Genomic DNA, 23,192 nt, shown 5'->3' with positions numbered 1-23,192 from the left:
TTAGGCCACAGCCCGAACCGTCGCGTCCGCATCCTCCTCGCCGCGCGACACCACGGTGGCCACGACCAGATCGCCAGTCACGTTCAGCGTGGTCCGGCACATGTCCAGGAAGCGATCCACGCCCAGGATCAGGCCGATCCCCTCTGGCGGCACACCGACCATCGCCAGGATCATGGCGATGACCGGCAGAGATCCCGCTGGCACCCCCGCCGTGCCGACCCCGCCCAGAATGCAGACCAGCATGACAATGACCTGCTGGCCCAGGCTCAGATCGACGCTGAAGAACTGGGCGAGAAACAGCACGGTCACCCCCTCGAACAGGGCCGTGCCGTTCTGATTGGCCGTCGCCCCGACCGTCAGGACAAAGCGCGCGATCTTGCGCGGCAGGCCCAGGTTCTGTTCGGCGACACGCAGCGACACCGGCAGGCTGGCGTTGGACGAGGCGGTCGAGAAGGACACCACCATCGCCTCACGAATGTCTCGGAAGAATTTGACCGGCGACATGCCGCCCAGGGTCGCGATGCAGATCGGATAAACCACGAACATATGGATAGCCATCGCCCCCACCGCGACAGCGACGAAGGCGGCCAGCCGCACCAGAAGATCCCATCCGAACAGGGCCGCGAGATTGAACATCAGGCAGGCGATCGCCACCGGCGCCAGGCGGATGACCAGGTTGATGAGCTTCATCATCACCTCGAACACGCCCTCGATGGTCTTCTGCAAGGTCTCCGTTACCGGGCCCTTCGTCAGGACCAGCCCGATCCCGAACAGCAAGGCGAAGACCATGACCGGCAGGATCTCGTTCTCCGCGGCCGCCGTAAAGACGTTGGACGGCACCAGATCCAGGAAGAAGTCGCCCGCGCGGACCGAATCCGGCGCACTGCCGACGATGGAGGCCGCGCCGCTGCGTCCCTGCTCCAGAAGTTGCTGCGCCAGTACAGGGTCCACGCCGTCGCCGGGTCGGAACAGGTTGACCATGACCAGACCGATCAGCACGGCGACGGCCGAAACGAAAATCGTGAACAGCAGGCTCTTGGTCCCCGCCCGCCCGAGAGTCTTAAGGTCTCCCATCTCGGCCACGCCGATCACGAGAGCCGAAAACAGCAGGGGCAGCACCAGCATGAACAGCAGGCGCAGGAAGATCTGTCCCGCAGGCCCGGTGATGTTCGAGGTCAGCCACTGAACCCAGGGCGCGTCGCCGCCAATCGTCAGATTAACCGTCAGACCGCCTAGCAACCCGACCAGAAAGCCGATCAGCATCAGCCCATGCAACGGCAGGCCTTTTCGCGTCCTGACGGTCATGCGTCCCCCTTTCGGGCGGCCGACCGATGCCCTAGCGAATCGGCAGGGCGTAGATCAGGCCGCTGGGCCGCGCGCTCCATTGCGCGTTCAGACCCCTGGCCAGATTCAGCGCCGATTGCTGGCCAAGGTTCCGTTCAAAGATCTCGCCATAGTTGCCGCCCGCGGCGATCGCGTCTCGGGCCCAGGTCCGCGGCAGGCCGATCGAGGGGCCGAACTCGCCCTCCTCGCCCAACAGTCGACGAACGCGCGGTTCCTGGCTGTCTCGGGTCAAAGCCGCCACATTGGCCTTGGTCACCCCCAACTCCTCGCCCAACATCAAAGCGTTCAGCGTCCAGCGGATCACCGCTGTCCACTGATCGTCCCCATGGCGTACGACCGGCCCCAACGGCTCCTTGGAGATCACGTCCGGCAAGATCGCGTGCTGCTGCGGGTTCGCCAGGGTCGTCCGCGCCGCTGCCAGCGCCGAGATATCTGCGGTGAAAGCATCGCATTCCTCGCGCGCATAGGCCTGTCGCGCCTCTTCCTCGGTCTTGACCATAACCGGGCGGAACTCGATTCCGCGCGTGCGGAAATAGTCCTCCACGTTCAGCTCCGTGGTCGAACCCGTCTGGACGCAGATGCGGGCGCCGTTCAGCTCGGACGCGCTATTCAGGTTCAGGGCGCGGCGGACCAGGAAGCCCTGACCGTCGTAATAGTTGATCCCGGCAAAGCTCAACTCGCCCCCGGTGTCCCGGCTCATCGTCCAGGAGGTATTGCGCCACAGGACGTCGACGCGCCCGTCTCGCAGGGCGTCGAACCTCAGTTCCGCGGTCAGCGGCACAAATCGCACGGCGTCCGGATCGCCGAAGATGGCCGCCGCCGTCGCCCGACAGAAGTCGACGTCAAAGCCGCGCCACGCCCCGCGATTGTCCGTATAGGCGAAGCCGACCAGCCCCTGATTGACGCCGCAGTTAAGATGCCCGCGCTGCTTGATCGCGGCCAGCGTGGGACTGGCCTTGTCCGTCGGCATGGTGGTCGTGGTCGGTCGCGAGGTCGTCGGCGTCTCCGTCTGATCGGTCTTTGCCCGTCGCTCGCAGGCCGCCGTCGCCAGCAGCAGCGCCAGCGATATTCCCGTCACGTTCCTCGCCGCCCGCATTCCCTCACCCTCGCCAGCTTGCGCCCCCGCCTTCTTTAGAGCCCTCTAGGCCCAGAACCGCAACCCGCCGGAGCCCTCATGCCTCGCCTTTCCGACCGCACCCGCCTGATCGCCTCCGCCACGCGACGGGGTCAGGGCCGACGGCCGGTCAATCCGCCGGTTGAGCGCGCTTCCACAATGCTCAGCGACGACCCGGCCTCGATGCAGGATTCGGCCTATGGCCCGGTTTATGGCCTGGACGGCACCAGCGCCGCGCGTGAACTGCGCGCAGCCCTGGCCGATCTGGAGGGCGCCGGCGACGCCTTCCTTGTCCCGTCAGGCCTCGCCGCCGTCACCGTGCCCTTGCTGGCCCTGCTGCGCCCCGGCGACGAGGTGGTGACCAGCGACGCCGTCTATGGTCCCACGCGCCGCTTCCTTACACGCCACCTGGCCGCACGCGGCGTTACAACCCGGTTCCATCCGGCCGACGCCTCGACAGCGGACATCCTCGCCCTGTGCAGCGAGCGGACCCGCGTCCTGCTCATCGAATCCCCTTCGTCCCTCACGTTCGAGATCGTCGATGTGCCCGCCCTTGCCGCCGCCTGCCGGGCGCGCGGCGTCCTGACAGTGATGGACAACACCTGGGCGGCGGGTCTTGCCATGCGACCGCTGGACCTCGGCGTCGATGTCAGCGTCCAGGCGGTGACCAAGTACGCTGCGGGTCATTCCGACCTTCTAATGGGCGCAATCGCGATTCAGGACGCCGGGATTGCGCGCGCAGTTCTGCACACGATTGAAGACATGGGCTGGCATGTCTCGCCCGACGACGCCTGGCTGGCGCTGCGCGGCCTGCGCACTCTGCCTCTGCGCTACGATGAGGCGCTGAAGTCCGCGCTTCAGGTCGCCCACTGGCTTCAAACCCGACCAGAAGTCGAACGCGTCCTGTTCCCGCCCCTGCCCGGCTCGGTTAGCCACGACCTCTGGCGGCGCGACTACTCAGGCGGGGCGGCGCTGATGGGCGTTGTCATGAAGGGCGGCGACAAGGCCAGTGCTCACGCCCTGATGAGCGGACTGAACCTGTTCGGCATCGGCTATTCCTGGGGCGGCTTCGAAAGCCTGGTGACCCATGAGACGCCGCAACTGAGCCACCGCCTTCACGCACCTGACCTGCCGGGCCAGCTGCTGCGCCTGCATATTGGCCTTGAGGATCCGGCAGACCTGATCGCGGATCTGGAAAAAGGCCTGGAGGCCTGGCGCGCCCTGCAGGACTCGAACCTGCAACATCCCGCTTAGAAGGCGGGTGCTCTATCCGGTTGAGCTAAGGGCGCCTCGGCCAGGGCCGCAGCGAGAGGCCTGACCTAGTGGGTCCAGGACTGCTTGCGGTTGGTGGCGAAGTTGTCAGCGTAAGCCTTGATGATCACCGGCGCTTCCTGCGGTTCATGCAGGCGGAAGGCTATGCCGTGACGCTCGGCGTACTCGACGGCTTCTTCCTTGGTCTCGAAGTTCAGCCGCACCTGGCCATTCATGTCGGTGGTGCTGGTCCAGCCGGTCAGCGGATCCTGAGTACGCGCCGAAGCCGGTTCGAACTCCAACCGCCAATCATTGGTCTTGGCCTTGCCCGACTGCATCGCGGTCTTGGCCGGGCGATAGATGCGAGCGAGCATGGGCGGAATCCTTCGGCAACTTGTCTTGGCCGGGTCCATAGCCCGACCTCGCCGCCCGGTCCAGCCGTCCGCTGCGACAAGCTTCAGGCGGCGAGCGTGGTCGAACCCGCGTCGATCCACCGGCGCGCGGCGCGTTGGGCCTCGGCGATCTCGTCGTGGTCCATCTCTTCGCTCATTTCACGACGATAGATGCGCGCCTCGACAGAGCCCTTCATGGCCGCCAGATTGAAGATCATGTGAGCCGAAACGCGGTCAATAGGACAGCCGTCCAGACCCGCCGAATAGGCCAGTCCCAAGCGGAACAGGGCGTCTCCGTCCATGTCGACGGTCGGCAGCGGCAGGGCCGCGGTTTCGAGAGCTTCGGGCGCGGTTTCGTGCGCGATCATGTTCAGTCCTCCGGGCGTCGGTCATTCTGACCCTGCCTTTCGAACGCCATTCAAATACCGGCGGTTTGAAATTAGAGTTAACGGCTCCGCTGGCCCGGCGAGCGAATGCGCGCGCTCGTCGGGCCCGCATAAACAATCGAGCCGCAAACCTGACGGAGCCGTTCAGGACGAGTTCATGCGCCGGGCCCGACCTTGGCCTCCTGTTTCAACGGGTCGTCCGCAGCTTTCCCTCGGCGCCCAGACCAAGGAGACGTCCAGATGAACCGCCTGACCAAGGCCGCCATCGTCGCCCTGGCGCTGACCACCACGGCCGCGCCGCTGGCGGCCCAGGCCCAGAACCGCGACCACCGTGAGTGGCGCCAGGAGCGCCGCGAGGACCGCCACGACCGTCGTGAAGATCGCCGTGAGTGGCGCGAGGATCGACGCGAAGACCGTCGCGAGTGGCGTGAGGACCGCCGGGACGACCGTCGCGACTATCGCCAGAGCCGCCACTATGACCGTTGGGACCGCAACAACCGCGACTGGTGGCGCGGTCGCCCCGAGTTCCGTGACTATCGCGGCGCCCGCCAGGGTTACTGGTACGCGCCCGGGCGTGGCTATTACCGGGTCGAGCCGCGCTATTACGGCTACCGCTGGCGCCAGGGCGGCTACCTGCCGTCTGCCTATCGCGGCTACTATGTGGACGACCCCTATTATTACGGTCTTCGCCCCGCGCCGCGCGGTTATCGCTACGTCCATGCCAACAACGACATCCTGCTGATCGCCGTCGCCACGGGCCTGATCGCCAGCGTGCTGCACGACGTCTACTAGGTCAAACGACAGGCCTCCGCTTGCGGCGGAGGCCTATGACGTCAGAACCAGGCCTTGATCCCGACGACGAGGCGCGTCGCATCCACGTCGTCGCCGCGCGCCCTGGCGTAGTTGGCCGTGTCGCCGAACGAATGGCTCCACTCGACCCCGACATAGGGGGCGAACTCCTTGCGGATTTCGTAGCGCAGCCGCAGCCCCGCCGTGACCGAGGTCAGGCCCGAACCGATCTCCAGCTCAGGGATGGCGCTGGCCGACAGAGCCACTTCGATCGCCGGTTGCAGGATCCATTTCTGGGTCAGGCGCTGGTCGTATTCCGCCTCGGCGCGAGCAGTCAGATCGCCCTCGGTCGACAGGAAGGCGGCGGCGCTCATTTCGAACCAATAGGGCGCGACGCCCTGGACCCCGACGGTCAGGTGGGTCGTGTCGTCGCCGTCGGGACGGAAGTCCTGGCGCACACCGGCCTGTAGGTCCCAGAAGGGCGCTACGGCGCGGCTGTAGAGGGCTTGAACCTCTGCCTCGTGCAGCTTGCTGTCGAACGCCCCCTCGCCCTCGGTCTTCCACCAGAAGCGGTTGATGTCGCCGCCGGTCCAGCCCTGTGCGTTCCAGCTGTAGCTTTTCTCGCCGTCGCCGAACCCGGCCTCGAGCGTGTCGATCAGGACGGCGGTGGTGCGCACGTCGCCGTTCTCGGCCAGCAACTGCTTGCGCGCCGCCGCCATGACGGCGGGGTCGAACAACAGGTCAGCCGCATGGGCGGGCGCGGCGCGCGCGGCGGCGGGCGGCGGCGTCTCGACCATGCGGCCGCCGACGGCGTCCACGCTGGTCGGGATATTGGGCGCTCCGCCCGTCATGGCCGACATGTCGTGGCCGGCGTGCGGGTCGGCCGCCGCAGCGGGAGCGGCGTGCCCGGCGTGACCGCTCATGTCATGACCAGCGTGCGGGTCCGCCGCCACCGGGGCCGCAGGCGCAGTAGGCCGAGGAGCAGCGGCGCGCGGCTTGGGCGCGGGCCTCGGGCGGGCCTGCTGAGGGCGAGCTTGCGGCGGACGCGCAGGCGCAACGTGGGCGCCGTGACCGGCATGACCGCCGTGGCTCTGGGCGACGGCGGAACCGGCGGCCAGCATCAGGGGCAGGACCGCGACAGCGGCGAACAGGGCGCGGCTCATCGGGCGGCTCCTTCCATCGGACGAACCGTGACGACGTTGAACATCCCCGCGTGCATGTGCATCAGCAGGTGACAGTGGAAGGCCCAGTCGCCCGGCGCGTTGGCCGTCAGGTCGAAGGTGACCTTGCCGCCCGGCGCGACGTTGACCGTGTGCTTCAGCGGCTGATGCCCGTCGTGACCGTTGACCAGCTCGAAGAAGTGGCCGTGCAGGTGGATCGGGTGGGCCATCATGGTATCGTTGACCAGGGTCACGCGGACCCGCTCGTTCAGCTCGAACCGGATCGGCTCGACCAGTTCCGAGAACTTGCGCCCGTCAAAGCCCCACATGAACCGTTCCATGTTGCCGGTCAGGTGGATTTCCATCGACCGGGACGGCGGGCGCGTGTCCGTGTTGGGCGTCAAGGATCGCAGGTCGGTATAGACCAGCACCCGGTGATCGACGTCCTGAAGGCCCTGCGGCCGCTCCCCCAGTCGGTTGGCCGGGGCGGGCGAGACCATGTCCACCCCGACGCCGACCGCCATGTCGGCAGGGGCGTTGTCGGGGTCGCGCATGCTCATGGCGCCGTGGTCCATCGGCGCGGCGGCGGCGGCTCCCGCCGCTGCACCATGAACCGAATGGTCCATCCCGGCCATGCTGCCGTGATCCATGCCCCCCATCCCCATGTCGGCCATGGTCAGGTTCGGCACCTTGCGCAGCGGCGGCGCCTCGGCCGTCATGCCCAGACGCGGGGCCAGGGTGGCGCGGCCCATGCCTGAACGGTCGATGGCTTCCGACACGATGGTGTAGGCTCGGTCCTCGGTCGGGCGCACGATGACGTCATAGGTCTCGGCGACCGAAATCTGGAACTCGTCGACCTCGACCGGACGCACGTGCTCGCCGTCTGCCTGGACCACGGTCATGGCCAGACCGGGGATGCGGACGTTGAAAATCGACATGGCCGAGGCGTTGATGACGCGCAGACGCACCCGCTCGCCGGGCCGGAACAGGCCGGTCCAGTTCTCTTCCGGGCCGTGGCCGTTGACCAGATAGGTATAGGTCGTGCCGTTGACGTCGAGGATGTCGCGCGGGTCCATCCGCATCCCCGCCCACATCCGGCGCTCGGCCAGGTTCATGCCGTCCGACCCGTCCAGCAGGCCCGCCAACGTCGTCTTCTGCATGTTGAAATAGCCGGGGCTTTTCTTCAGCTTGGCCAGGATTTCGTGCGGATGCAGGAAGCTCCAGTCCGACAGGACCAGCACGTGCTCGCGGTCATAGCCGACCGGATCGACTCCCGCCGGGTCGATGACGATGGGGCCATAGTGGCCCATGGCCTCCTGCATCCCCGAATGGCTGTGATACCAGTAGGTGCCCGACTGCTTGATCGGGAACTCATAGACAAAGGTCTCGCGCGGCTTGATGCCGGGGAAGCTGATCCCCGGCACCCCGTCCATCTGGAACGGCAGCAGCAGGCCGTGCCAGTGGATCGAGGTGTCCTCGTCCAGGGTATTTGTCACCGACAGGCGAACGTTCTGCCCCTCGCGCATCCGCAACAGGGGCGCGGGCAGCAGGCCGTTGACGGTGAAGGCGTGGCCGGTGCGACCGCCGACGGTGAAGTTGGAATGGCCCACCGTCAGGTCGATGTTCGGCCCCGTCAGCGTCGGCAGGTCGGCGCGCAGGCCAGGCGATCCGGTCTGGGCCCAGGCGGGCATCAGGCCCGAAAGGCCGAGCAGCCCACCGCCGACGGCCGCGCCGCGCAACAGGGACCTGCGATCAAGGACGCTCTGGGTCATGTCTCGGCTCATCCTTCTGGAAGCAATCTGACCGGCTGGATAAACCATCATGATCAGACGTTGACCTTCCCATGACAGGAAGGTTTAGAAGGGGGAGGCTCTCTCGACGAAAGGCTCCGCCGATGTCCGCCGCCTCCCCCAAAATCCTTGATCTGCCTGTACTCGGCATGACCTGCGCCAGCTGTGTGGGTCGCGTGGAGAAGGCCATTCGCGCCGTGCCCCGCGTCAATCGGGCGCACGTGAATCTGGCGACGGAGCGGGCCCACGTGGTCATGGACGCCGGCGGCTCGCCCGCAGCAGTAGCCGCCGCCATCCGCGCCGCCGGCTATGAGCCGATGGAGGAAGAAGTCGTCTATCCCGTCCGCGATATGACCTGCGCCAGCTGCGTCGGTCGCGTGGAGAAAGCCCTGGCCGCCGTGCCCGGCGTGCTGAGCGCCAGCGTCAATCTGGCGACCGAACGGGCCACCGTCCGCTTCCTGTCGGGCGCCGTCGCCTTCCGCGACCTGGCCGCCGCCGTGCAGCAGGCGGGCTATGTGCTGGAACAGCCGGAACAGACCGGCCTCGACGCCGCCGACCGTGAACAGGCCGCCCGGGCCGCCGAGATCCGCAACCTGGGCCGCGCTGTCCTGATCGCCGGCGTCGCCACCCTGCCCCTGTTCGTACTGGAAATGGGCTCGCACTTCGTGCCGGGCATGCACCACTTGCTGGAACAGACCATCGGCACGCAGAACTGGCGGTTGATCAGCTTCGTCCTGGCCTCCTTTGTCCTGTTCGTTCCGGGCCTGATCTTCTTCCGCAAGGGCGTGCCCGCCCTGCTGCGCCGCGCGCCGGACATGAACTCCCTGGTGGTGCTGGGCGCCAGCGCGGCCTGGGCCTTCTCGACTGTGGCGACCTTCGCCCCCGCCCTGCTGCCGTCCGGCACGGCCAACGTCTATTTCGAAGCCGCCGCCGTCATCGTCACCCTGATCCTGGTCGGACGCTGGATCGAGGCTCGCGCCAAGGGCCAGACCAGTCAGGCTATCCGCCGTCTGATGTCGATGCAGGCCAAGACCGCCCGCGTCCTGCGCGACGGCATTGAGCAAGATGTGCCCATCGACGGCGTCCAGGCCGGCGACCTGATCGCCGTCCGTCCCGGCGAGCGCGTCCCGGTCGACGGCGTCGTCACCGAAGGCGCTTCCTGGCTCGACGAATCCATGCTGACCGGCGAACCCATCCCGGTCGAAAAGAACGCGGGGGCCAAGGTCGTCGGCGGCACCCTCAACACCACCGGCGCCTTCCGCTTCGAGGCGCAGCAGGTCGGGGCCGAAACCGTACTGGCCCAGATCGTCCGCATGGTCGAAACCGCCCAGGGCGCCAAGCTGCCTATTCAGGCCCTGGTCGACCACGTCACCGGCTGGTTCGTGCCGGTCGTCATGGGCGTGGCCGTCCTAACCTTCGCCGTCTGGTATCTGTTCGCGCCCGATCCGGCGCTCGGCATGGCCCTGGTCGCCGCCGTGTCGGTGCTGATCATCGCCTGCCCCTGCGCCATGGGTCTGGCCACCCCGACCTCGATCATGGTCGGCGTGGGCCGCGCCGCCGAACTGGGCGTCCTGTTCCGCAAGGGCGAAGCCCTGCAAGCCCTGCAAGGGGTCGAGGTCATCGCTTTCGACAAGACCGGCACGCTGACGGCGGGCCGTCCCGAGCTGACCGACCTGAGCGTGGCCCAAGGCTTCGCCGAAGACGAGGTCCTAGCCCTGGTCGCCGCCGTCGAGGGACAGTCGGAACACCCCGTCGCCCGCGCCCTGATCGAGGCCGCCGCCGCGCGCGGCCTCAGCGTCGCCCGCCCCGAACACTTCACCTCCGTGCCCGGCAAGGGCGTGGCGGGCGTGGTTGCGGGTCGCCGCATCGAGGTCGGCGCCGACCGCTACATGGCCGAGCTGGGCCACGACGTCGCCGTCTTCACCGAGGTCGCCGCCCATCTGGGCGACGAGGGCAAGACGCCGCTCTACGCCGCCATCGACGGCCGACTAGCCGCCGTCATCGCCGTGGCCGACCCGATCAAGCCGACCACGGCCGCCGCCATCCAGGCCATGCACGGTCTTGGACTGAAGGTGGCGATGATCACCGGCGACAACCGCCGCACCGCCGCCGCCGTCGCCCGCCTGCTGGGCATAGACGAGGTCCACGCCGAGGTCATGCCGGACGGCAAGGTCGCCGCCATCAATGCGCTGAAGGCCGGCGGCCGCCGCATCGCCTTCGTCGGCGACGGGGTCAACGACGCCCCCGCCCTGGCCTCGGCCGATGTCGGCCTGGCGGTCGGCGGCGGCGCCGACGTGGCCATCGAAAGCGCCGACGTGGTCCTGACCGGCGGCGACCTGCGCGGCGCGGTCAGCGCTATCAGCCTGTCGCGCGCCACCATGACCAACATCCGCCAGAACCTGGCCTGGGCCTTCGGCTACAACGTCCTGCTGATCCCGGTCGCGGCGGGCGTCCTCTACCCGGCCTTCGGCTACATGCTGTCGCCCATGCTGGCGGCGGGGACCATGGCCCTGTCCAGCGTCAGCGTGGTGCTGAACGCCCTGCGCCTGCGCGCCTTCAAGCCCCACATCCACGGAGCCGCCCAATGAATATCGGCAAGGCCTCCCTCGCCACCGGCGTTTCGGCCAAGATGATCCGCTACTACGAGTCCGTTGGCCTGATCCGGCCCTCGGAGCGGACCGAAAGCAACTATCGCGACTTCAACGAGCGCGATCTGAACGACCTGCGCTTCATCCGCCGCGCGCGCAGCCTGGGCTTTTCGGTCGAAGAGATCGCCCGACTGTTGTCTCTGTGGCGCGATCACAACCGGCCCAGCCGCGAGGTGAAGGCCATGGCCGAGAAGCACGTCGCCGACCTCGATGCCCGCATCAAGGAAATGCAGGCCATGGCCGACGCCCTGCGCACCCTGTCCCATTGCTGCGCCGGCGACGACCGCCCCGACTGCCCCATCCTGTCCGACCTGGCGGGTTCGCCCGCCGCCGCTTCTGAAGGAGCTTCTCAATGATCGTCCTGACCATTCCTAGGATCCGCTGCGGCGGCTGCGTCGCCAGCGTCGAGAAGGCCATCCACGGCGTCGACGCCTCGGCTGAAATCAAGGCCGACATCGAGGCCCGCCGGGTCGAGGTGACGACAGCGGCCGACCGTCAGGACCTGGTGACGGCGCTGGCCGACGCCGGCTATCCGGCCGAGTCCGCCTGATCATGGACAGGATGAAGATCGCCACACTCGCCTTCGGCGGCGCCATTCTGGGCGGCGCGGGCTTCCTGCCGAACGGCCTGCCTGACGTGGCCCAGGCCTCGGACATGACCGTCTACAAGAGCGATTCCTGTGGCTGCTGCGGCGGCTGGGTCGAGCACATGAGCAAGGCCGGCTACGCCATCCGCGTCGTCCCGACCGACGACCTGGCCCCTGTCAAGGTCCGCCTGGGCGTGCCAGAATCGCTGTGGAGCTGCCACACCGCTGTCGTCGATGGAAAGGTGATCGAGGGCCACGTTCCGGCCGCCGCCGTCGACGCCTTCCTGAAGTCGCCCGGCGCATCGCGCGGCATCGGCGTGCCGGGAATGCCGACCGGCTCGCCCGGCATGGAGTCTATCGAGCGTCTGCGGACAGCGCCTCGACCATGCTCCGGTCAAAACGACGCGCCTGGGCGTCAGTCATAACAGACCGCATTTCGAAAATGTGGGCGATGGTGGCTTGCTGCAAATCGCCCATGGCGTCGTGAAAATGATCGACGGCGGGCTGAACCACCCGGCTGTCGCCGTTACTGACCCTGATCGCCTCGGCCAACTCGCGATTGGCGGCCTGAACCTGTCCCTCCAATGTGAGGTGTTGCTCCGCGAACCTGTCTTCGATGCTGTCGATCTTCCTGTGCTGCTCCGACGACAGGTCCAGGTCCTTGTGGACGATCTCGCGCAGGGATGGCGGCGCCTGCCTGTTGAGCACCCAGCTCGCCCCCGCCCAAGCGCCAATGCCGCTAGCGGCGGTGGCCAGGGCGACCGTCACGGCGATGGATTTCCACGCGACAGGCATCAGCCGACTTCCATACGCGCCAAGGGCGACATCGCGGCCGAAGTGAAGACCCTCATCTCCGACGATGACTGCGCGAACTTCGCTCCCAGTCCGCCGTTCGCTACGTCGATCAGAAGCGCCATGGTGACCGCAACCGCACGCATCCGCTCCATCGCCCGCTGCGACTGGATCGCCTTCACCCGGCTCCAGACACCCTCTTCCAGGCGATCAAGCGAAGCGCCTTCGGGCGTGGAAGCACGCGCCAGCCAATATCCCAGATCTTCCATGACCGAAGCCTTTTGCGTCCCCAATGACGAATACGCACCATTGGCGCTCATCTCTCAAGACGTCGCAAAGAGGTCTGGTGCGGCCCGCGGTCTGGCCGCGATCAAGCGCCCGAATGGAAAAGTCGCAGCATGGCGTTCGCGACAGCCCCCAGAACGCCGACGCTCGCGATCAATCCAAGGACCAGCACGGCCTTGAAGTGCCGATGAAGAAAGTAGAGAATTTCACCCGCCATCTGCGTTTGCCCAGTGATTGCGGCCCATATTGGCACAACACTGGACAAACGCTGCAACAAGCGTGCGTGAACCTCGTTCTTAGACGAGACGGCTCTGCACCACGGCCGCGCCGATGAAGCTGGCGAACAGCGGATGCGGCGCGAACGGGCGGCTCTTCAACTCCGGGTGGTACTGAACGCCGATGAACCACGGGTGATCCGGGCGCTCGACCGTCTCAGGCAGGACGCCGTCAGGCGACAGGCCCGCGAAAACCAAGCCAGCCTTCTCCTCGATCGCTTCGCGATAGTTGATGTTCACCTCGTAGCGGTGACGGTGGCGCTCGCTGATCTCGGTCGCGCCATAGATCTCTGCAATCTTTGAGCCCGACTTGAGGGTGGAGTCATAGGCGCCCAGACGCATGGTGCCGCCCAGGTCGCCGCCTTGCTGACGCAGGACGCGCTGGTTGCCTTGCGTCCACTCGGTCATCAGACCGACAACGGGTTCGTCCGCCGGACCGAACTCGGTGGAGGTCGCCTTGGGGAAGCCCGCCAGGTTTCGGGCGGCCTCGATCACCGCCATCTGCATGCCGAAGCAGATGCCGAAGTAAGGGATCTTGCGTTCGCGGGCGAAGCGCGCCGCCTCGATCTTGCCCTCAGCCCCGCGCTCGCCGAAACCGCCGGGGACCAGGATGGCATGGGCGCTTTCCAGCCGCTGGGCGCAGGCTTGCGGATCGCCCTCGAAGGTGTCGGCCTCGACCCAGTCGATGTTGACCTTGACGTTGTTGGCCACGCCGCCGTGGTGCAGGGCCTCGATCAGGGACTTATAGGCGTCCTTCAGGACGGTATATTTGCCGACCACGGCGATGGTGACTTCGCCATCGGGGTGCAGGCGACGGCGCACGATCTCCTGCCAGCCGGTCAGGTCAGGCTGGGGCGCGTCGGTGATGCCGAAGTGGGCCAGGACTTCGCTGTCCAGACCTTCGTGGTGATAGTCCAGCGGCACGGCGTAGATGTCGGCCGAGTCCATCGCCTGGATCACGCCGCTCTCGCGCACGTTGCAGAACTGACCGATCTTGCGCTTTTCCTCCGCCGGGATCGGCTGCTCGCAGCGGCACAGCAGGATGTCCGGCTGGATGCCGATGGACCGCAGTTCCTTGACCGAATGCTGCGTCGGCTTGGTCTTCATCTCGCCGGCCGTCTTGATGAAGGGCAGCAAGGTCAGATGAACGAAGCAGGACTGGCCACGCGGCAGGTCCTGTCCCAGCTGGCGGATAGCCTCGAAGAACGGCAAGCCCTCGATATCGCCGACCGTGCCGCCGATCTCCACCAGGACGAAGTCCACGTCCGCGCCGTCGTCGGTCTTGGCCGGGCTTAGGCAGAACTGCTTGATCTGGTCGGTGACGTGCGGAATCACCTGGACGGTCGCGCCCAGATAGTCGCCCCGACGCTCCTTCTCCAGGATGGTCGAATAGATGCGGCCGGTCGTGACATTGTCGGACTTTGCGGCCGAAACGCCGGTGAACCGCTCATAGTGGCCCAGATCAAGGTCGGTCTCGGCGCCGTCGTCGGTCACGAAGACCTCGCCGTGCTGATAGGGGCTCATCGTCCCCGGATCGACGTTCAGATAGGGGTCCAGCTTGCGCAGGCGGACCTTGTAACCTCGCGCCTGCAAAAGAGCGCCGAGAGCGGCGGAGGCGAGGCCTTTTCCTAGCGAGGAAACCACGCCGCCGGTGATGAACACATAGCGAGCCATGGGCGGACACCTTACTCCATGATTCGCGGCGGGAGCATGGCCCGACGCAAAACAACTGTTGAACATAATAAGAAAGCGCGCCCTGCGGCGCGCTTTCGGGGATTTCGTATCTGTAGGCGGCTTACTGAGCCGGTGCTGGCGCCGGGGCCGGAGCAGAAGCCGCCGGGAGGCTGGCTTCCAGATCGTCCAGCGACGGGGCGGCGGGCGCCGCCGGGGTCGGCGCGGCGGGTTCAGCCGGAGCCGTCTGTTGCTCATTGCCTACGGCGATGGCGCCGACGGCGTCGGCGTCGATCACCGAGCGCGAGCCGCGGGCGAAATTGCCGGCGATGGTCAGGCTGATGGCGCAGACGAAGAAGGCGATGGCCAGGATCGAAGTCGCCCGCGTCAGCAGGTTGCCCGCGCCGCGCGCGGTCATGAAGCCCGACGGGCCTCCGCCCATGCCCAGGGCGCCGCCCTCGGAGCGTTGCAGCAGGATCACGGCCGTCAGGGCGACCGAGATCAGGATCATGGCGACGAGCAAGATGGTCTGGAGCATGGTGTCAATCATGTGGGCGCGCAGATGCGCCGATCAAGCGGCGGCGTCTAACACCGATGCGGGACCGGGGCAAACACCGAACGAAACAGGGCGAAGAAATCGCGATGCTTACGCCGCGCGAATGATGCCCAGGAAGTCCCCGGCCTTCAGCGAAGCACCGCCGACCAGAGCGCCGCCGACTTCGGCCACGTCCAGAATTTCCGCCGCGTTCGACGGCTTGACCGAACCGCCGTACAGGATCGGAGCGACCCGACCGCCCTCGCCCAGCCTGGCGACCATGGCGGCGCGCACTGCGACGTGCACTTCCTCGATCTGCTCCAGCGTCGGCGTCAGGCCGGTGCCGATGGCCCACACCGGCTCATAGGCCACGGCGAACGCCTTGCCCGAGAGGCTGACCGGCAGAGAGCCCGCGACCTGACGGCTGACGACTTCGACCGCCAGCCCGGCTTCGCGCTCCGCCAGCGTCTCGCCGATGCAGATGATGGGCTCCAGACCGGCGGTCAGCGCGGCTTCCACCTTGGCGGCGACATCAGCGTCGGTCTCGCCAAATCCGGCGCGACGTTCGGAGTGACCGAGAATCACCAGAGCGGCTCCAGCATCGACCAGCATGTCGGCCGACACCGAACCCGTGAACGCGCCCGACGCCTCGGCATGGCAGTCCTGGCCGCCCAGTTCGACGGACGTACCAGTCAGAACGCGCCCCATCCGCTCGATCAGAGTCGCGGGCGGGCACAGGGCCACGCGACAGGCCGCAGCCTGTTCCTGCAAGGCTTTCGCCAGAGCCTCAGCCTCACCCAGGCTCGCGCCCAGACCGTTCATTTTCCAGTTGCCGGCGACCAGCTTCACAGATTGTTTCATGGCCGCCTCTTTAGGCGCCGTTGTCGCGGAAGCCAAGATGTTGCGGTCCGTCCGCTTGCGGCGCCCTAGGGACTGCCCCTATACGCCAACGTGGCGCCCCTTTGACGCCGGCCCTCGTCAGGTTTCTGTCTCGATGATCACGCTGTTCCGCAACTTCGCCAAATCGAAATGGGCTGCGGGCCTGTTCGCCCTGCTTATCCTCAGCTTCCTGATCGTGGGCGCCCAGTCGGACGTCTTCTCGAGCTTCGGACCCAAGCACGTCATCGACGCCGGCGACCGCAGCGTCGGCGCCCAGCAGTTCCGCGGCGACTTCGAGCGCGTCCGCGCCAACCTGCAGGAGCAGGCCGGTCGCCCCGTGTCGTTCGACGACATGGTCAAGGAGAACATCCACACCCAGTACCTGGAAAGCCAAACCCAGCGCATGGGCTTCCTGGCCTGGGCCTGGAACGCCGGCATCCGCCCCGGCAAGGAACTGGTGCTGAAGGAAATCCGCCGGATCCCGGCCTTCTTCAACCAGGTTTCGGGCCAGTTCGATCAGGACCGTTACGAGCAGGCTCTGGCCGCGCAAGGCATGACCTCGGAGATGCTGGAGCAGGACCTGCGCGATCAGTATGTCGCAAGCCAGTTCGGTGCGGGCGTCTTCGCCGGCGCGCGCGTGCCGCGCATCTATGGCGCCCTGCTCGCCGGTCAGGCGCTGGAAACGCGCGATGGGCGCTGGTTCACTGTGACCCAGGCGATGGCCGGGGCCGCTGGCGCGCCGACCGACGCTCAACTGACCGCCTTCCTCAATGAGAACGCCGCCCAGTTGCGCCGTCCCGAATTCCGCATGATCTCGATCGTGCTGTTCAACCCCGGCCCCAACAGCCAGGCAGCGCCGATCACCGAAGAGCGCATTCGCGAGCGTTTCGAGTTCCGCAAGGCCGCACTGTCGAACGCCGAAAAGCGCACCTTCGTCACGCTGACCGTCCCGAACAAGGCCGCCGCCGACCGCGTCGCCGCCGACCTGCGCGCCGGCAAGACCCCGGCCGAGGTCGCCGCCGCCAACAAGATCGAGGTCAGCACCTATAACGACACGCCGCAGAGCGCGCTGGGCGACCCCGCTGTCGGCGCCGCCGTCTTCGCCCTGCCGGCCAACCAGGTCTCCAACCCGATCCAGGGCCGCCTGGGCTTCACCGTCGCCAAGGTGACCGGCGTCACCGCCGGCGCGCCCGCCACGCTGGAAAGCGTCCGCAACGCCCTGGTTCAGGAGTTGCGCGCCGAAGACGTGAAGGGCGAGACCTACGCCAAGGTCGAGAAGTACGAAAAGGCCCGCCAGGAAGGTAAGAACCTGGCCGACGCCGCCCAATCGGTCGGCGCCCGTCTGGTGCAGCTGCCGCCCTTCACCGCTGACGGCCGCCTGCCCGACGGTCAGCCCCTGAACGCGCCGCGTCAGATCTTCGAGTCGGCCTACGCCCTGTCCAAGGGCGGCGAGAGCGACATCATCGACGCCGGCGAAGGCCAGTATTTCGCCGTCCGCGTTGACGACATCCGTCCGGCTTCGCTGCCGACCCTGGCCGAAGTTCGCGCCCCTCTGGCCCAGCAATGGACCCTGCGCGAAAACGCGCGCCGTCTGTCGGCCAAGGCTGAGGAGCTGGCTGGCCGCATTCGCGGCGGCGAGGACATCGCCAAGGTCGCTGCTTCGGCCGGCGCCCAGCTGGCTACGCGCACCGCCGTCCAACAGAGCCAGGCCAGCCAGACCGAACTGGGCGAAGGCGTCCTGCGCGGCCTGTTCGGTCAGGGCAAGGGCCAAGTCTTCACCGGCGCGGCGTCGCAGAACAGCTTCGTGGTCGGCCATGTCGACGCCATCCACGCCGCCGTTCCCGCCCTGGCCGCGCCCCTGGTCGAGCAGGTTCGTCCGCGCCTGACCCAGGCTCTGGCCAACGCCATGGTCGAACAGAGCTTCGCCGCGGCCGCCGCACGCGTGAAGGCCAAGAACGACCCGGCCGCCGCCATCGCGGCCCTGGGCATCGAAGCCCCTGCCGCAACCGCTCCGGCGGCGCCGGCCCCCGCGCCCGCCAAGAAATGAGCGCAGGCGTTGGACACGAAGGTGAACGCGCCGCGTTTGTCTCTGGCCTGAAATCAGGCCGCCCCCAGGTCGTCGTTCGCCGCTTGATCGACGACCTGGAAACGCCCGTCTCGGCCTTCCTCAAGGTCGGTCACGGACGGCCCTACGCCAGCCTGCTGGAGTCGGTCGAAGGCGGCGCGGTCAACGGCCGCTATTCGATCGTCACCCTGGCCCCCGACGTCGTCTGGCGCTGCCGCGACGGTCAGGCCGAGATGGCGCGCGGCGAGGCGGTCCTGTCCGACCGTTTCACCGCTGAAGACCGCCCCGCGCTCGAATCCCTGCGCGCCCTGATCGCCGCCACCCGGTTCGACCTGCCCGACGATCTGCCGCCCATGGCCGCCGGCCTGTTCGGCGTCTTCGGCTACGACATGGTGCGGCTGCTGGAGCCGCTGGGTCCGGCGAACCCTGACCCGCTGAATCTGCCCGACGCCGTCATGGCGCGCCCGTCGCTGGTCGCCATTTTCGACTCGGTGAAGCACGAGATCGTCCTGATCGCCGCGGCCTATCCCGACAGCGATGTCGAGGCGGACACGGCGTTCAACGCCGCCATCGCCCGCCTCGACGACTTCGAGGATCGCCTTCGCGGCCCCCTGCCGATCCAGCGCGAAGCCGCGCCGGTTCCCGCCCCGGAATTCCGCTCGCCCGTCGATGCCGCCGGCTTCGACGCCATGGTCGCCAGGGCCAAGGACTACATCGCCGCCGGCGACATCTTCCAGGTCGTGCTGGCCCACCGCTTCTCCGCGCCGTGGAGCCAGGACCCGTTCGCCTTTTATCGGTCGCTGCGTCGCGGCAACCCGTCGCCCTATCTCTTCTTCCTCGACTACGTCGATTTCCAGCTGGCCGGCTCCAGCCCTGAGATCCTGGTCCGGTTGAAGGACGGTCGCGTCACCATCCGCCCCCTGGCCGGCACCCGCCCGCGCGGCGCCACGCCCGAGCAGGACAAGGCGCTGGAAGCCGAGCTTCTGGCCGATCCCAAGGAGCGGGCCGAACACCTGATGCTGCTCGATCTGGGCCGCAACGACGTGGGCCGCGTCTCGTCGCCCGGCTCGGTCGAGGTCACGGAAAGCTTCGTCGTCGAACGCTACAGCCAGGTCATGCACATCGTCTCCAACGTGCACGGCGCCGCTGATCCCAAGCTGGACGCGGTCGATACCCTTTTGGCTGCCCTGCCCGCCGGCACCCTGTCCGGCGCGCCAAAGGTACGGGCCATGGAGATCATCGACGAACTGGAAACCGAGAAGCGCGGCGTCGGCTATGGCGGGGGCGTGGGCTATATCTCGGCCAATGGCGAGGCGGACATCTGCATCGTCCTGCGCACCGCCATGTTCGCTAAAGACAGGATCTTCGTTCAGGCTGGTGCCGGGGTCGTCGCCGACAGCGATCCCGCCGCTGAATACGCCGAAACCCTGGCCAAGGCCCGCGCCCCGATGAAGGCGGCCGAGGACGCGTGGCGATTCACCGCGACGACTCGCGGCCAGGGCGCCGACGGCAAGATCTAAGGATTGGAAACCGTGGAACCCTGGTCGAACGACACGCCGGGGCCCACGACCATGGTCCCCGCCAGCATCACCGCCGCCGTCGCGGCGAAGGCGGCCGCCGCCAGCAGGCGCAGCGGCTTGGGTTGCTCTATGACCGGTTCGTTCAACAGGTCGCGGGCGTCGCGGATGGCTTCTAAGCGGGTCAAGACGGATTTCTTCCGATGGCGATGCTCCTGTATCGCGCGGACAGCTTAACGTCCGCTTTCAGTCCGCCTTCGCTTGGCGCGTCGTCACTCCCGTCCTAAGAACCCTGCCATGATCCTCGTCGTCGATAACTACGACAGCTTTACCTACAATCTCGTCCACTACCTCGCGGAGCTGGGCGCCCAGACGCATGTCGTCCGCAACGACGACCTGACGGTGGACGAAGCCTGGGCGCTGAAGCCTGAGGCCGTACTCCTGTCGCCTGGGCCATGCGCCCCCGATCAAGCCGGCATCTGCCTGCCGCTGATCACGACCGCGCCGCAGGACATGCCCATCTTCGGCGTGTGCCTGGGGCATCAGGCCATCGGGCAAGCCTTTGGCGGCGAGGTGATCCGCGCAAAGACCCTGATGCACGGCAAGACCTCGCCGATCGAGCATGAGGGCCGCAGCGTCTTCGCCGGCCTGCCATCGCCCTTTATCGCCACCCGCTATCACTCCCTGGCCGTGCGCCGCGAAACCCTGCCGGCCGAGTTGGAGGTCACCGCCTGGACCGCCGACGGCGAGATCATGGGCCTGGCTCACCGCACCCGGCCGATCCATGGCGTGCAGTTCCACCCGGAATCCATCGCCACCGAGCACGGCCACGACATGATCGCAAACTTCCTCGATCTGGCGGGCGTCAAGCGTCTGGCGACGGTCTGAGCCCATGGACGGTTTCAAGCCTCTGCTGGGCAAGCTGGTGGACGGGCGCGTCCTGACGCCGGATGAAGCCCACGCCTTCTTCTCGGCCTGCCTACGCGGCGAACCGACCCCGTCCCAGGTCGCCGCCGCCGTCACGGCCCTGCGCATTCGCGGCGAGACGGTGGACGAGATCGTCGCCTTCGCCACCGCCATGCGCGATGCGGCCCTGTCGCTGGATCACCCCTTCGACGAGGTGATCGACACCTGCGGCACAGGCGGCGACGGCCAGCACACCTTCAACGTCTCGACGGCGGCGGCCTTCGTCCTGGCGGGCGCCGGGCTCAAGGTCGCCAAGCACGGCAACCGCGCCATCAGTTCCAAGTCCGGTTCCTCCGACGTCCTGGCCGCGCTGGGCGTCAACCTGGACGCCACCATCCCGCAACAGGCCCGCGCCCTGGATCAGGCCGGCATCGCCTTCCTGTTCGCACCCACCTATCACGGGGCCATGCGCCACGTCGGGCCGGTGCGCGCCGAGATCGGTTTTCGTACGGTTTTCAACCTTCTGGGACCGCTTTGTAATCCAGCCCATGCGAACCGTCAGGTCATGGGCGTCTATGATCCCGCCCTGCTGGAGCCTCTGGCCGAGGTGCTGGGCCGTCTCGGCGCCCGCCGCGCCTGGACCGTACACGGTCAGGGTCTGGACGAACTGACCACCACTGGCCCGACTGAAGTGGCCGAATGGAAGGACGGCGCCGTCCGCCGCTTCACCGTCACCCCCGCCGACGCCGGCCTGCCGCTGGCGACGCTGGACGACCTGCGCGGCGGCGACGCCGAGCATAATGCGGCGGCGCTGACGGCCCTGCTGGCGGGCGAACCCGGCCCCTATCGCGACATCGTCGTGCTGAACGCCGCCGCCGCCCTGGTCGTGGCCGACCGCGCCGCCGACCTGCGCGAAGGCGCCGAACTGGCCGCCGCCGTCATCGACGACGGCCGCGCGGACCGCGCGCTGGAAACCCTGGTGCGCGTCACCAACACCCCTATCGAGCCCGAGGCCGCATGACCGACGTTCTGGCGAAGATCGCCGCCTACAAGCGCGAAGACGTAGCCGCCCGCAAGCTTGCGACCTCTCAGGACGCCATCGAGGCCCTCGCCGCCCAGGCCTCGGCCCCGCGCGGCTTCCGCGCCGCTCTGGAACGCAAGGCCGAGGACACCGGCCGCCCGGCCCTGATCGCCGAGATCAAGAAGGCCAGCCCCTCCAAGGGCCTGATCCGCGCCGACTTCGATCCGCCCGCGCTGGCAAAAGCCTATGAACGCGGCGGCGCGACCTGCCTGTCCGTCCTGACCGACGGCCCCAGCTTCCAGGGCGACGACGGCTTCCTGGCCGCCGCCCGCGACGCGGTCGCCCTGCCCTGCCTGCGCAAGGACTTCCTGGTCGATCCCTGGCAGGTGGCCGAGAGCCGCGCCCTGGGCGCCGACTGCATCCTCATCATCCTGGCCATGGTCGACAACGCCCTGGCCGCCGAGCTTCTGGCCGAGGCCGAGCGCTTCGGCATGGACGCCCTGATCGAGACCCACGACGAGGCCGAGATGGCCCGCGCCTGCAAGCTGGGCGGCGATCTGGTGGGCGTCAACAACCGCAGCCTTCGCACCTTCGAGGTCGACCTCGACGCCACCGAGCGCCTGTCCATGCTCAGCCCCGTCAAAGCCTTGCTGGTGGCCGAAAGCGGCATCTTCACCCCCGACGACGTCCAGCGCGTCACCGACGCCCACGCCCAAGCCATCCTCGTCGGCGAAAGCTTGATGCGTCAGGATGATGTGGAAGCGGCGACCAAGGCCCTGCTGTCGCTGAGTTAACGTCGGATATCGGCTCAGCAGGAAATGTCAGCTTCCGACCCGTCGCGGACATTGGCGGGGTGCAGCTCTTACCGCCTGCGCTCATGGATAAGCACGATTGTCTCAAACAGCTTTCCGTCTGGGTATCTATCAAACTGGCTCGACAGGCGCTGATCGACAGGTGATCCGCCATCGATGCTAACCGTCACTGTAAATCGGCACTCGGGGATGCCGTAATATGATCCACAGGAGACGTCTCGAACGCCAATGAGGGACACGTTGTCGTTTGGACGCTGCTGAAAGCGTGCGGTCCGCTCCGAGTAGCTGGACCAATGCGTCTGAACATATGCGACGACTTCCTCGTTGGTCGGAGCGACTAGCGCTGACGAAATGGGCGCGCTGTGACCCGTCATTCCCGTACAAGCCGCGATCAAACAGCCTGATAACGCGACAGGCGCGTGCGTTCGCACATGACGCCCAACTGGATTGATCATGGGCATCACGGGGTCTCCTGTCTTTCGGATATAAATGTGGAACATCCGCTTCCCATTTTTAGCTGACATCGACGGCGACGGCTTTTCGGCCTGGAGGCCAATGTCCGCTCTGGGCTCCGGTGCCCAGGACCGTAATCGACCCATTGCGGAACTTGACGATAGACTACTTTCAATGTCCCGTTTGTAGGTGCCCAAAACTACACCCCACCATCACCCGATCGTTCGCTGGCTAGACCGAGAGTTCGATCATGAGTTTTACCGTGTGGGAAACTGGCTCGTCCTCATAGTCTCAGTGGGGTTGGTGCCAATGCTGCTTTTCGGAGCTACAGCAGCCACGGTCGCCATTAGTGTGATCTGGGGAGCGCCCTGGTGCTTGCTCTTCGGCTGGAGAGGATATTTTTGGATCCAGCGGTTCGAAGCTCGTGAGCGACGACGGCGCGAGAGACAGAGGCGCAGGCGTCTCAGACACGTCAATGAGGCTGATGAGGGAGCTTCATGAGTCGGTGTTGCAGCTTTCCA

At 67.0% G+C, this 23,192-nt stretch carries 23 protein-coding genes and 1 tRNA gene; 11 read left to right on the top strand and 13 right to left on the bottom strand.

The window, feature by feature from the left end; translation table 11 throughout:
• Positions 1-1,305 carry a dicarboxylate/amino acid:cation symporter gene (locus ACI2KI_RS01795; RefSeq protein WP_404617218.1) on the bottom strand — a complete coding sequence of 435 codons (1,305 nt, stop codon included), beginning with the start codon at positions 1,303-1,305 and terminating at the stop codon, positions 1-3.
• A gap of 31 nt (positions 1,306-1,336) precedes the next feature.
• Positions 1,337-2,422: an amino acid ABC transporter substrate-binding protein gene (locus tag ACI2KI_RS01790; RefSeq protein WP_292082720.1), complete on the bottom strand. Its 1,086-nt coding sequence runs from the start codon at positions 2,420-2,422 to the stop codon at positions 1,337-1,339.
• A gap of 96 nt (positions 2,423-2,518) precedes the next feature.
• On the opposite strand from ACI2KI_RS01790, the gene metC reads away from it, so the two are divergent.
• The gene (gene metC / locus ACI2KI_RS01785; protein WP_404618903.1) at positions 2,519-3,712 is read left to right on the top strand and encodes a cystathionine beta-lyase; all 1,194 of its coding nucleotides are present in this window, start codon (positions 2,519-2,521) and stop codon (positions 3,710-3,712) included.
• Here the strand turns inward: metC and ACI2KI_RS01780 are convergent.
• The 3 genes from ACI2KI_RS01780 to ACI2KI_RS01770 all read right to left on the bottom strand — a co-directional run bounded on the left by ACI2KI_RS01780 (position 3,671) and on the right by ACI2KI_RS01770 (position 4,469).
• A tRNA-Arg gene (locus tag ACI2KI_RS01780) sits at positions 3,671-3,747 on the bottom strand. The two genes, metC and ACI2KI_RS01780, sit on opposite strands and share 42 nt — an antisense overlap.
• A gap of 30 nt (positions 3,748-3,777) precedes the next feature.
• Positions 3,778-4,083, bottom strand: a complete 306-nt coding sequence (locus ACI2KI_RS01775) for an ETC complex I subunit (RefSeq protein WP_292082718.1) — start codon at positions 4,081-4,083, stop codon at positions 3,778-3,780.
• Positions 4,084-4,166: 83 nt separating this feature from the next.
• Positions 4,167-4,469 (bottom strand): sel1 repeat family protein, encoded by a 303-nt coding sequence (locus ACI2KI_RS01770; protein WP_292082717.1) that lies wholly within the window; start codon positions 4,467-4,469, stop codon positions 4,167-4,169.
• A gap of 258 nt (positions 4,470-4,727) precedes the next feature.
• Between ACI2KI_RS01770 and ACI2KI_RS01765 the strand changes: the two genes are divergently transcribed.
• A complete protein-coding gene (locus ACI2KI_RS01765) occupies positions 4,728-5,279 on the top strand; it encodes an RcnB family protein (RefSeq protein ID WP_292082716.1) in 552 nt (183 codons plus the stop codon).
• 41 nt (positions 5,280-5,320) lie between these two features.
• Here ACI2KI_RS01765 and ACI2KI_RS01760 read toward each other — a convergent pair whose 3' ends face one another.
• Both ACI2KI_RS01760 and ACI2KI_RS01755 read right to left on the bottom strand, forming a co-directional pair.
• Complete coding sequence (locus ACI2KI_RS01760; protein ID WP_404617215.1) at positions 5,321-6,439, bottom strand: copper resistance protein B; 1,119 nt, start codon at positions 6,437-6,439, stop codon at positions 5,321-5,323.
• A complete protein-coding gene (locus ACI2KI_RS01755; protein WP_404617213.1) occupies positions 6,436-8,208 on the bottom strand; it encodes a copper resistance system multicopper oxidase in 1,773 nt (590 codons plus the stop codon). Before ACI2KI_RS01755 ends, ACI2KI_RS01760 begins: the two co-directional genes overlap by 4 nt.
• A 122-nt stretch (positions 8,209-8,330) precedes the next feature.
• On the opposite strand from ACI2KI_RS01755, the gene ACI2KI_RS01750 reads away from it, so the two are divergent.
• Genes ACI2KI_RS01750 through ACI2KI_RS01735 form a run of 4 tightly spaced genes read left to right on the top strand, consistent with a single transcriptional unit; the run spans position 8,331 to position 11,885 of the window.
• Entirely contained in the window at positions 8,331-10,814 is a 2,484-nt protein-coding gene (locus ACI2KI_RS01750) for a heavy metal translocating P-type ATPase (RefSeq protein ID WP_404617211.1), read from the top strand.
• Positions 10,811-11,230: a Cu(I)-responsive transcriptional regulator gene (cueR, locus tag ACI2KI_RS01745; protein WP_404617209.1), complete on the top strand. Its 420-nt coding sequence runs from the start codon at positions 10,811-10,813 to the stop codon at positions 11,228-11,230. The genes ACI2KI_RS01750 and cueR overlap by 4 nt, the downstream gene beginning before the upstream one ends.
• On the top strand, positions 11,227-11,424 hold the full coding sequence (locus tag ACI2KI_RS01740) for a heavy-metal-associated domain-containing protein (protein ID WP_404617207.1): 198 nt from the start codon (positions 11,227-11,229) through the stop codon (positions 11,422-11,424). Before cueR ends, ACI2KI_RS01740 begins: the two co-directional genes overlap by 4 nt.
• Positions 11,425-11,426: 2 nt before the next feature.
• Entirely contained in the window at positions 11,427-11,885 is a 459-nt protein-coding gene (locus ACI2KI_RS01735; RefSeq protein ID WP_404617205.1) for a DUF411 domain-containing protein, read from the top strand.
• Here ACI2KI_RS01735 and ACI2KI_RS01730 read toward each other — a convergent pair.
• From ACI2KI_RS01730 to tpiA, 5 genes are all read right to left on the bottom strand, one after another.
• The gene (locus ACI2KI_RS01730) at positions 11,815-12,255 is read right to left on the bottom strand and encodes a Spy/CpxP family protein refolding chaperone (RefSeq protein ID WP_404617203.1); all 441 of its coding nucleotides are present in this window, start codon (positions 12,253-12,255) and stop codon (positions 11,815-11,817) included. The two genes, ACI2KI_RS01735 and ACI2KI_RS01730, sit on opposite strands and share 71 nt — an antisense overlap.
• Positions 12,255-12,521: a hypothetical protein gene (locus tag ACI2KI_RS01725; RefSeq protein WP_404617201.1), complete on the bottom strand. Its 267-nt coding sequence runs from the start codon at positions 12,519-12,521 to the stop codon at positions 12,255-12,257. The genes ACI2KI_RS01730 and ACI2KI_RS01725 overlap by 1 nt, the downstream gene beginning before the upstream one ends.
• 312 nt (positions 12,522-12,833) lie before the next feature.
• Positions 12,834-14,486 carry a CTP synthase gene (locus tag ACI2KI_RS01720; RefSeq protein WP_404617199.1) on the bottom strand — a complete coding sequence of 551 codons (1,653 nt, stop codon included), beginning with the start codon at positions 14,484-14,486 and terminating at the stop codon, positions 12,834-12,836.
• Positions 14,487-14,607: 121 nt separating this feature from the next.
• A complete protein-coding gene (gene secG, locus ACI2KI_RS01715) occupies positions 14,608-15,021 on the bottom strand; it encodes a preprotein translocase subunit SecG (RefSeq protein WP_312065864.1) in 414 nt (137 codons plus the stop codon).
• A 108-nt stretch (positions 15,022-15,129) separates the two neighbouring features.
• Positions 15,130-15,879, bottom strand: coding sequence for a triose-phosphate isomerase (tpiA, locus tag ACI2KI_RS01710; protein WP_404617197.1), 750 nt, complete (start codon positions 15,877-15,879; stop codon positions 15,130-15,132).
• A gap of 133 nt (positions 15,880-16,012) precedes the next feature.
• On the opposite strand from tpiA, the gene ACI2KI_RS01705 reads away from it, so the two are divergent.
• Positions 16,013-17,944, top strand: a complete 1,932-nt coding sequence (locus ACI2KI_RS01705) for a peptidylprolyl isomerase (protein ID WP_404617195.1) — start codon at positions 16,013-16,015, stop codon at positions 17,942-17,944.
• A complete protein-coding gene (gene trpE, locus ACI2KI_RS01700; protein ID WP_404617193.1) occupies positions 17,941-19,482 on the top strand; it encodes an anthranilate synthase component I in 1,542 nt (513 codons plus the stop codon). Before ACI2KI_RS01705 ends, trpE begins: the two co-directional genes overlap by 4 nt.
• Here the strand turns inward: trpE and ACI2KI_RS01695 are convergent.
• The gene (locus ACI2KI_RS01695; RefSeq protein WP_404617191.1) at positions 19,479-19,667 is read right to left on the bottom strand and encodes a hypothetical protein; all 189 of its coding nucleotides are present in this window, start codon (positions 19,665-19,667) and stop codon (positions 19,479-19,481) included. The two genes, trpE and ACI2KI_RS01695, sit on opposite strands and share 4 nt — an antisense overlap.
• 109 nt (positions 19,668-19,776) lie before the next feature.
• On the opposite strand from ACI2KI_RS01695, the gene ACI2KI_RS01690 reads away from it, so the two are divergent.
• The 3 genes from ACI2KI_RS01690 to trpC are packed head-to-tail and all read left to right on the top strand — an operon-like array spanning position 19,777 to position 22,200.
• Positions 19,777-20,367 (top strand): anthranilate synthase component II, encoded by a 591-nt coding sequence (locus ACI2KI_RS01690; RefSeq protein ID WP_404617189.1) that lies wholly within the window; start codon positions 19,777-19,779, stop codon positions 20,365-20,367.
• Between the two features lie 4 nt (positions 20,368-20,371).
• Positions 20,372-21,406 (top strand): anthranilate phosphoribosyltransferase, encoded by a 1,035-nt coding sequence (gene trpD / locus ACI2KI_RS01685; RefSeq protein WP_404617187.1) that lies wholly within the window; start codon positions 20,372-20,374, stop codon positions 21,404-21,406.
• Positions 21,403-22,200 (top strand): indole-3-glycerol phosphate synthase TrpC, encoded by a 798-nt coding sequence (trpC, locus tag ACI2KI_RS01680; RefSeq protein WP_404617185.1) that lies wholly within the window; start codon positions 21,403-21,405, stop codon positions 22,198-22,200. The genes trpD and trpC overlap by 4 nt, the downstream gene beginning before the upstream one ends.
• Positions 22,201-23,192: the final 992 nt, after the last annotated feature.

Source organism: Brevundimonas sp. NPDC046655, from assembly GCF_044901625.1.
Classification (GTDB): domain Bacteria; phylum Pseudomonadota; class Alphaproteobacteria; order Caulobacterales; family Caulobacteraceae; genus Brevundimonas.
This window is presented reverse-complemented; position numbering and strand designations above follow the sequence as displayed.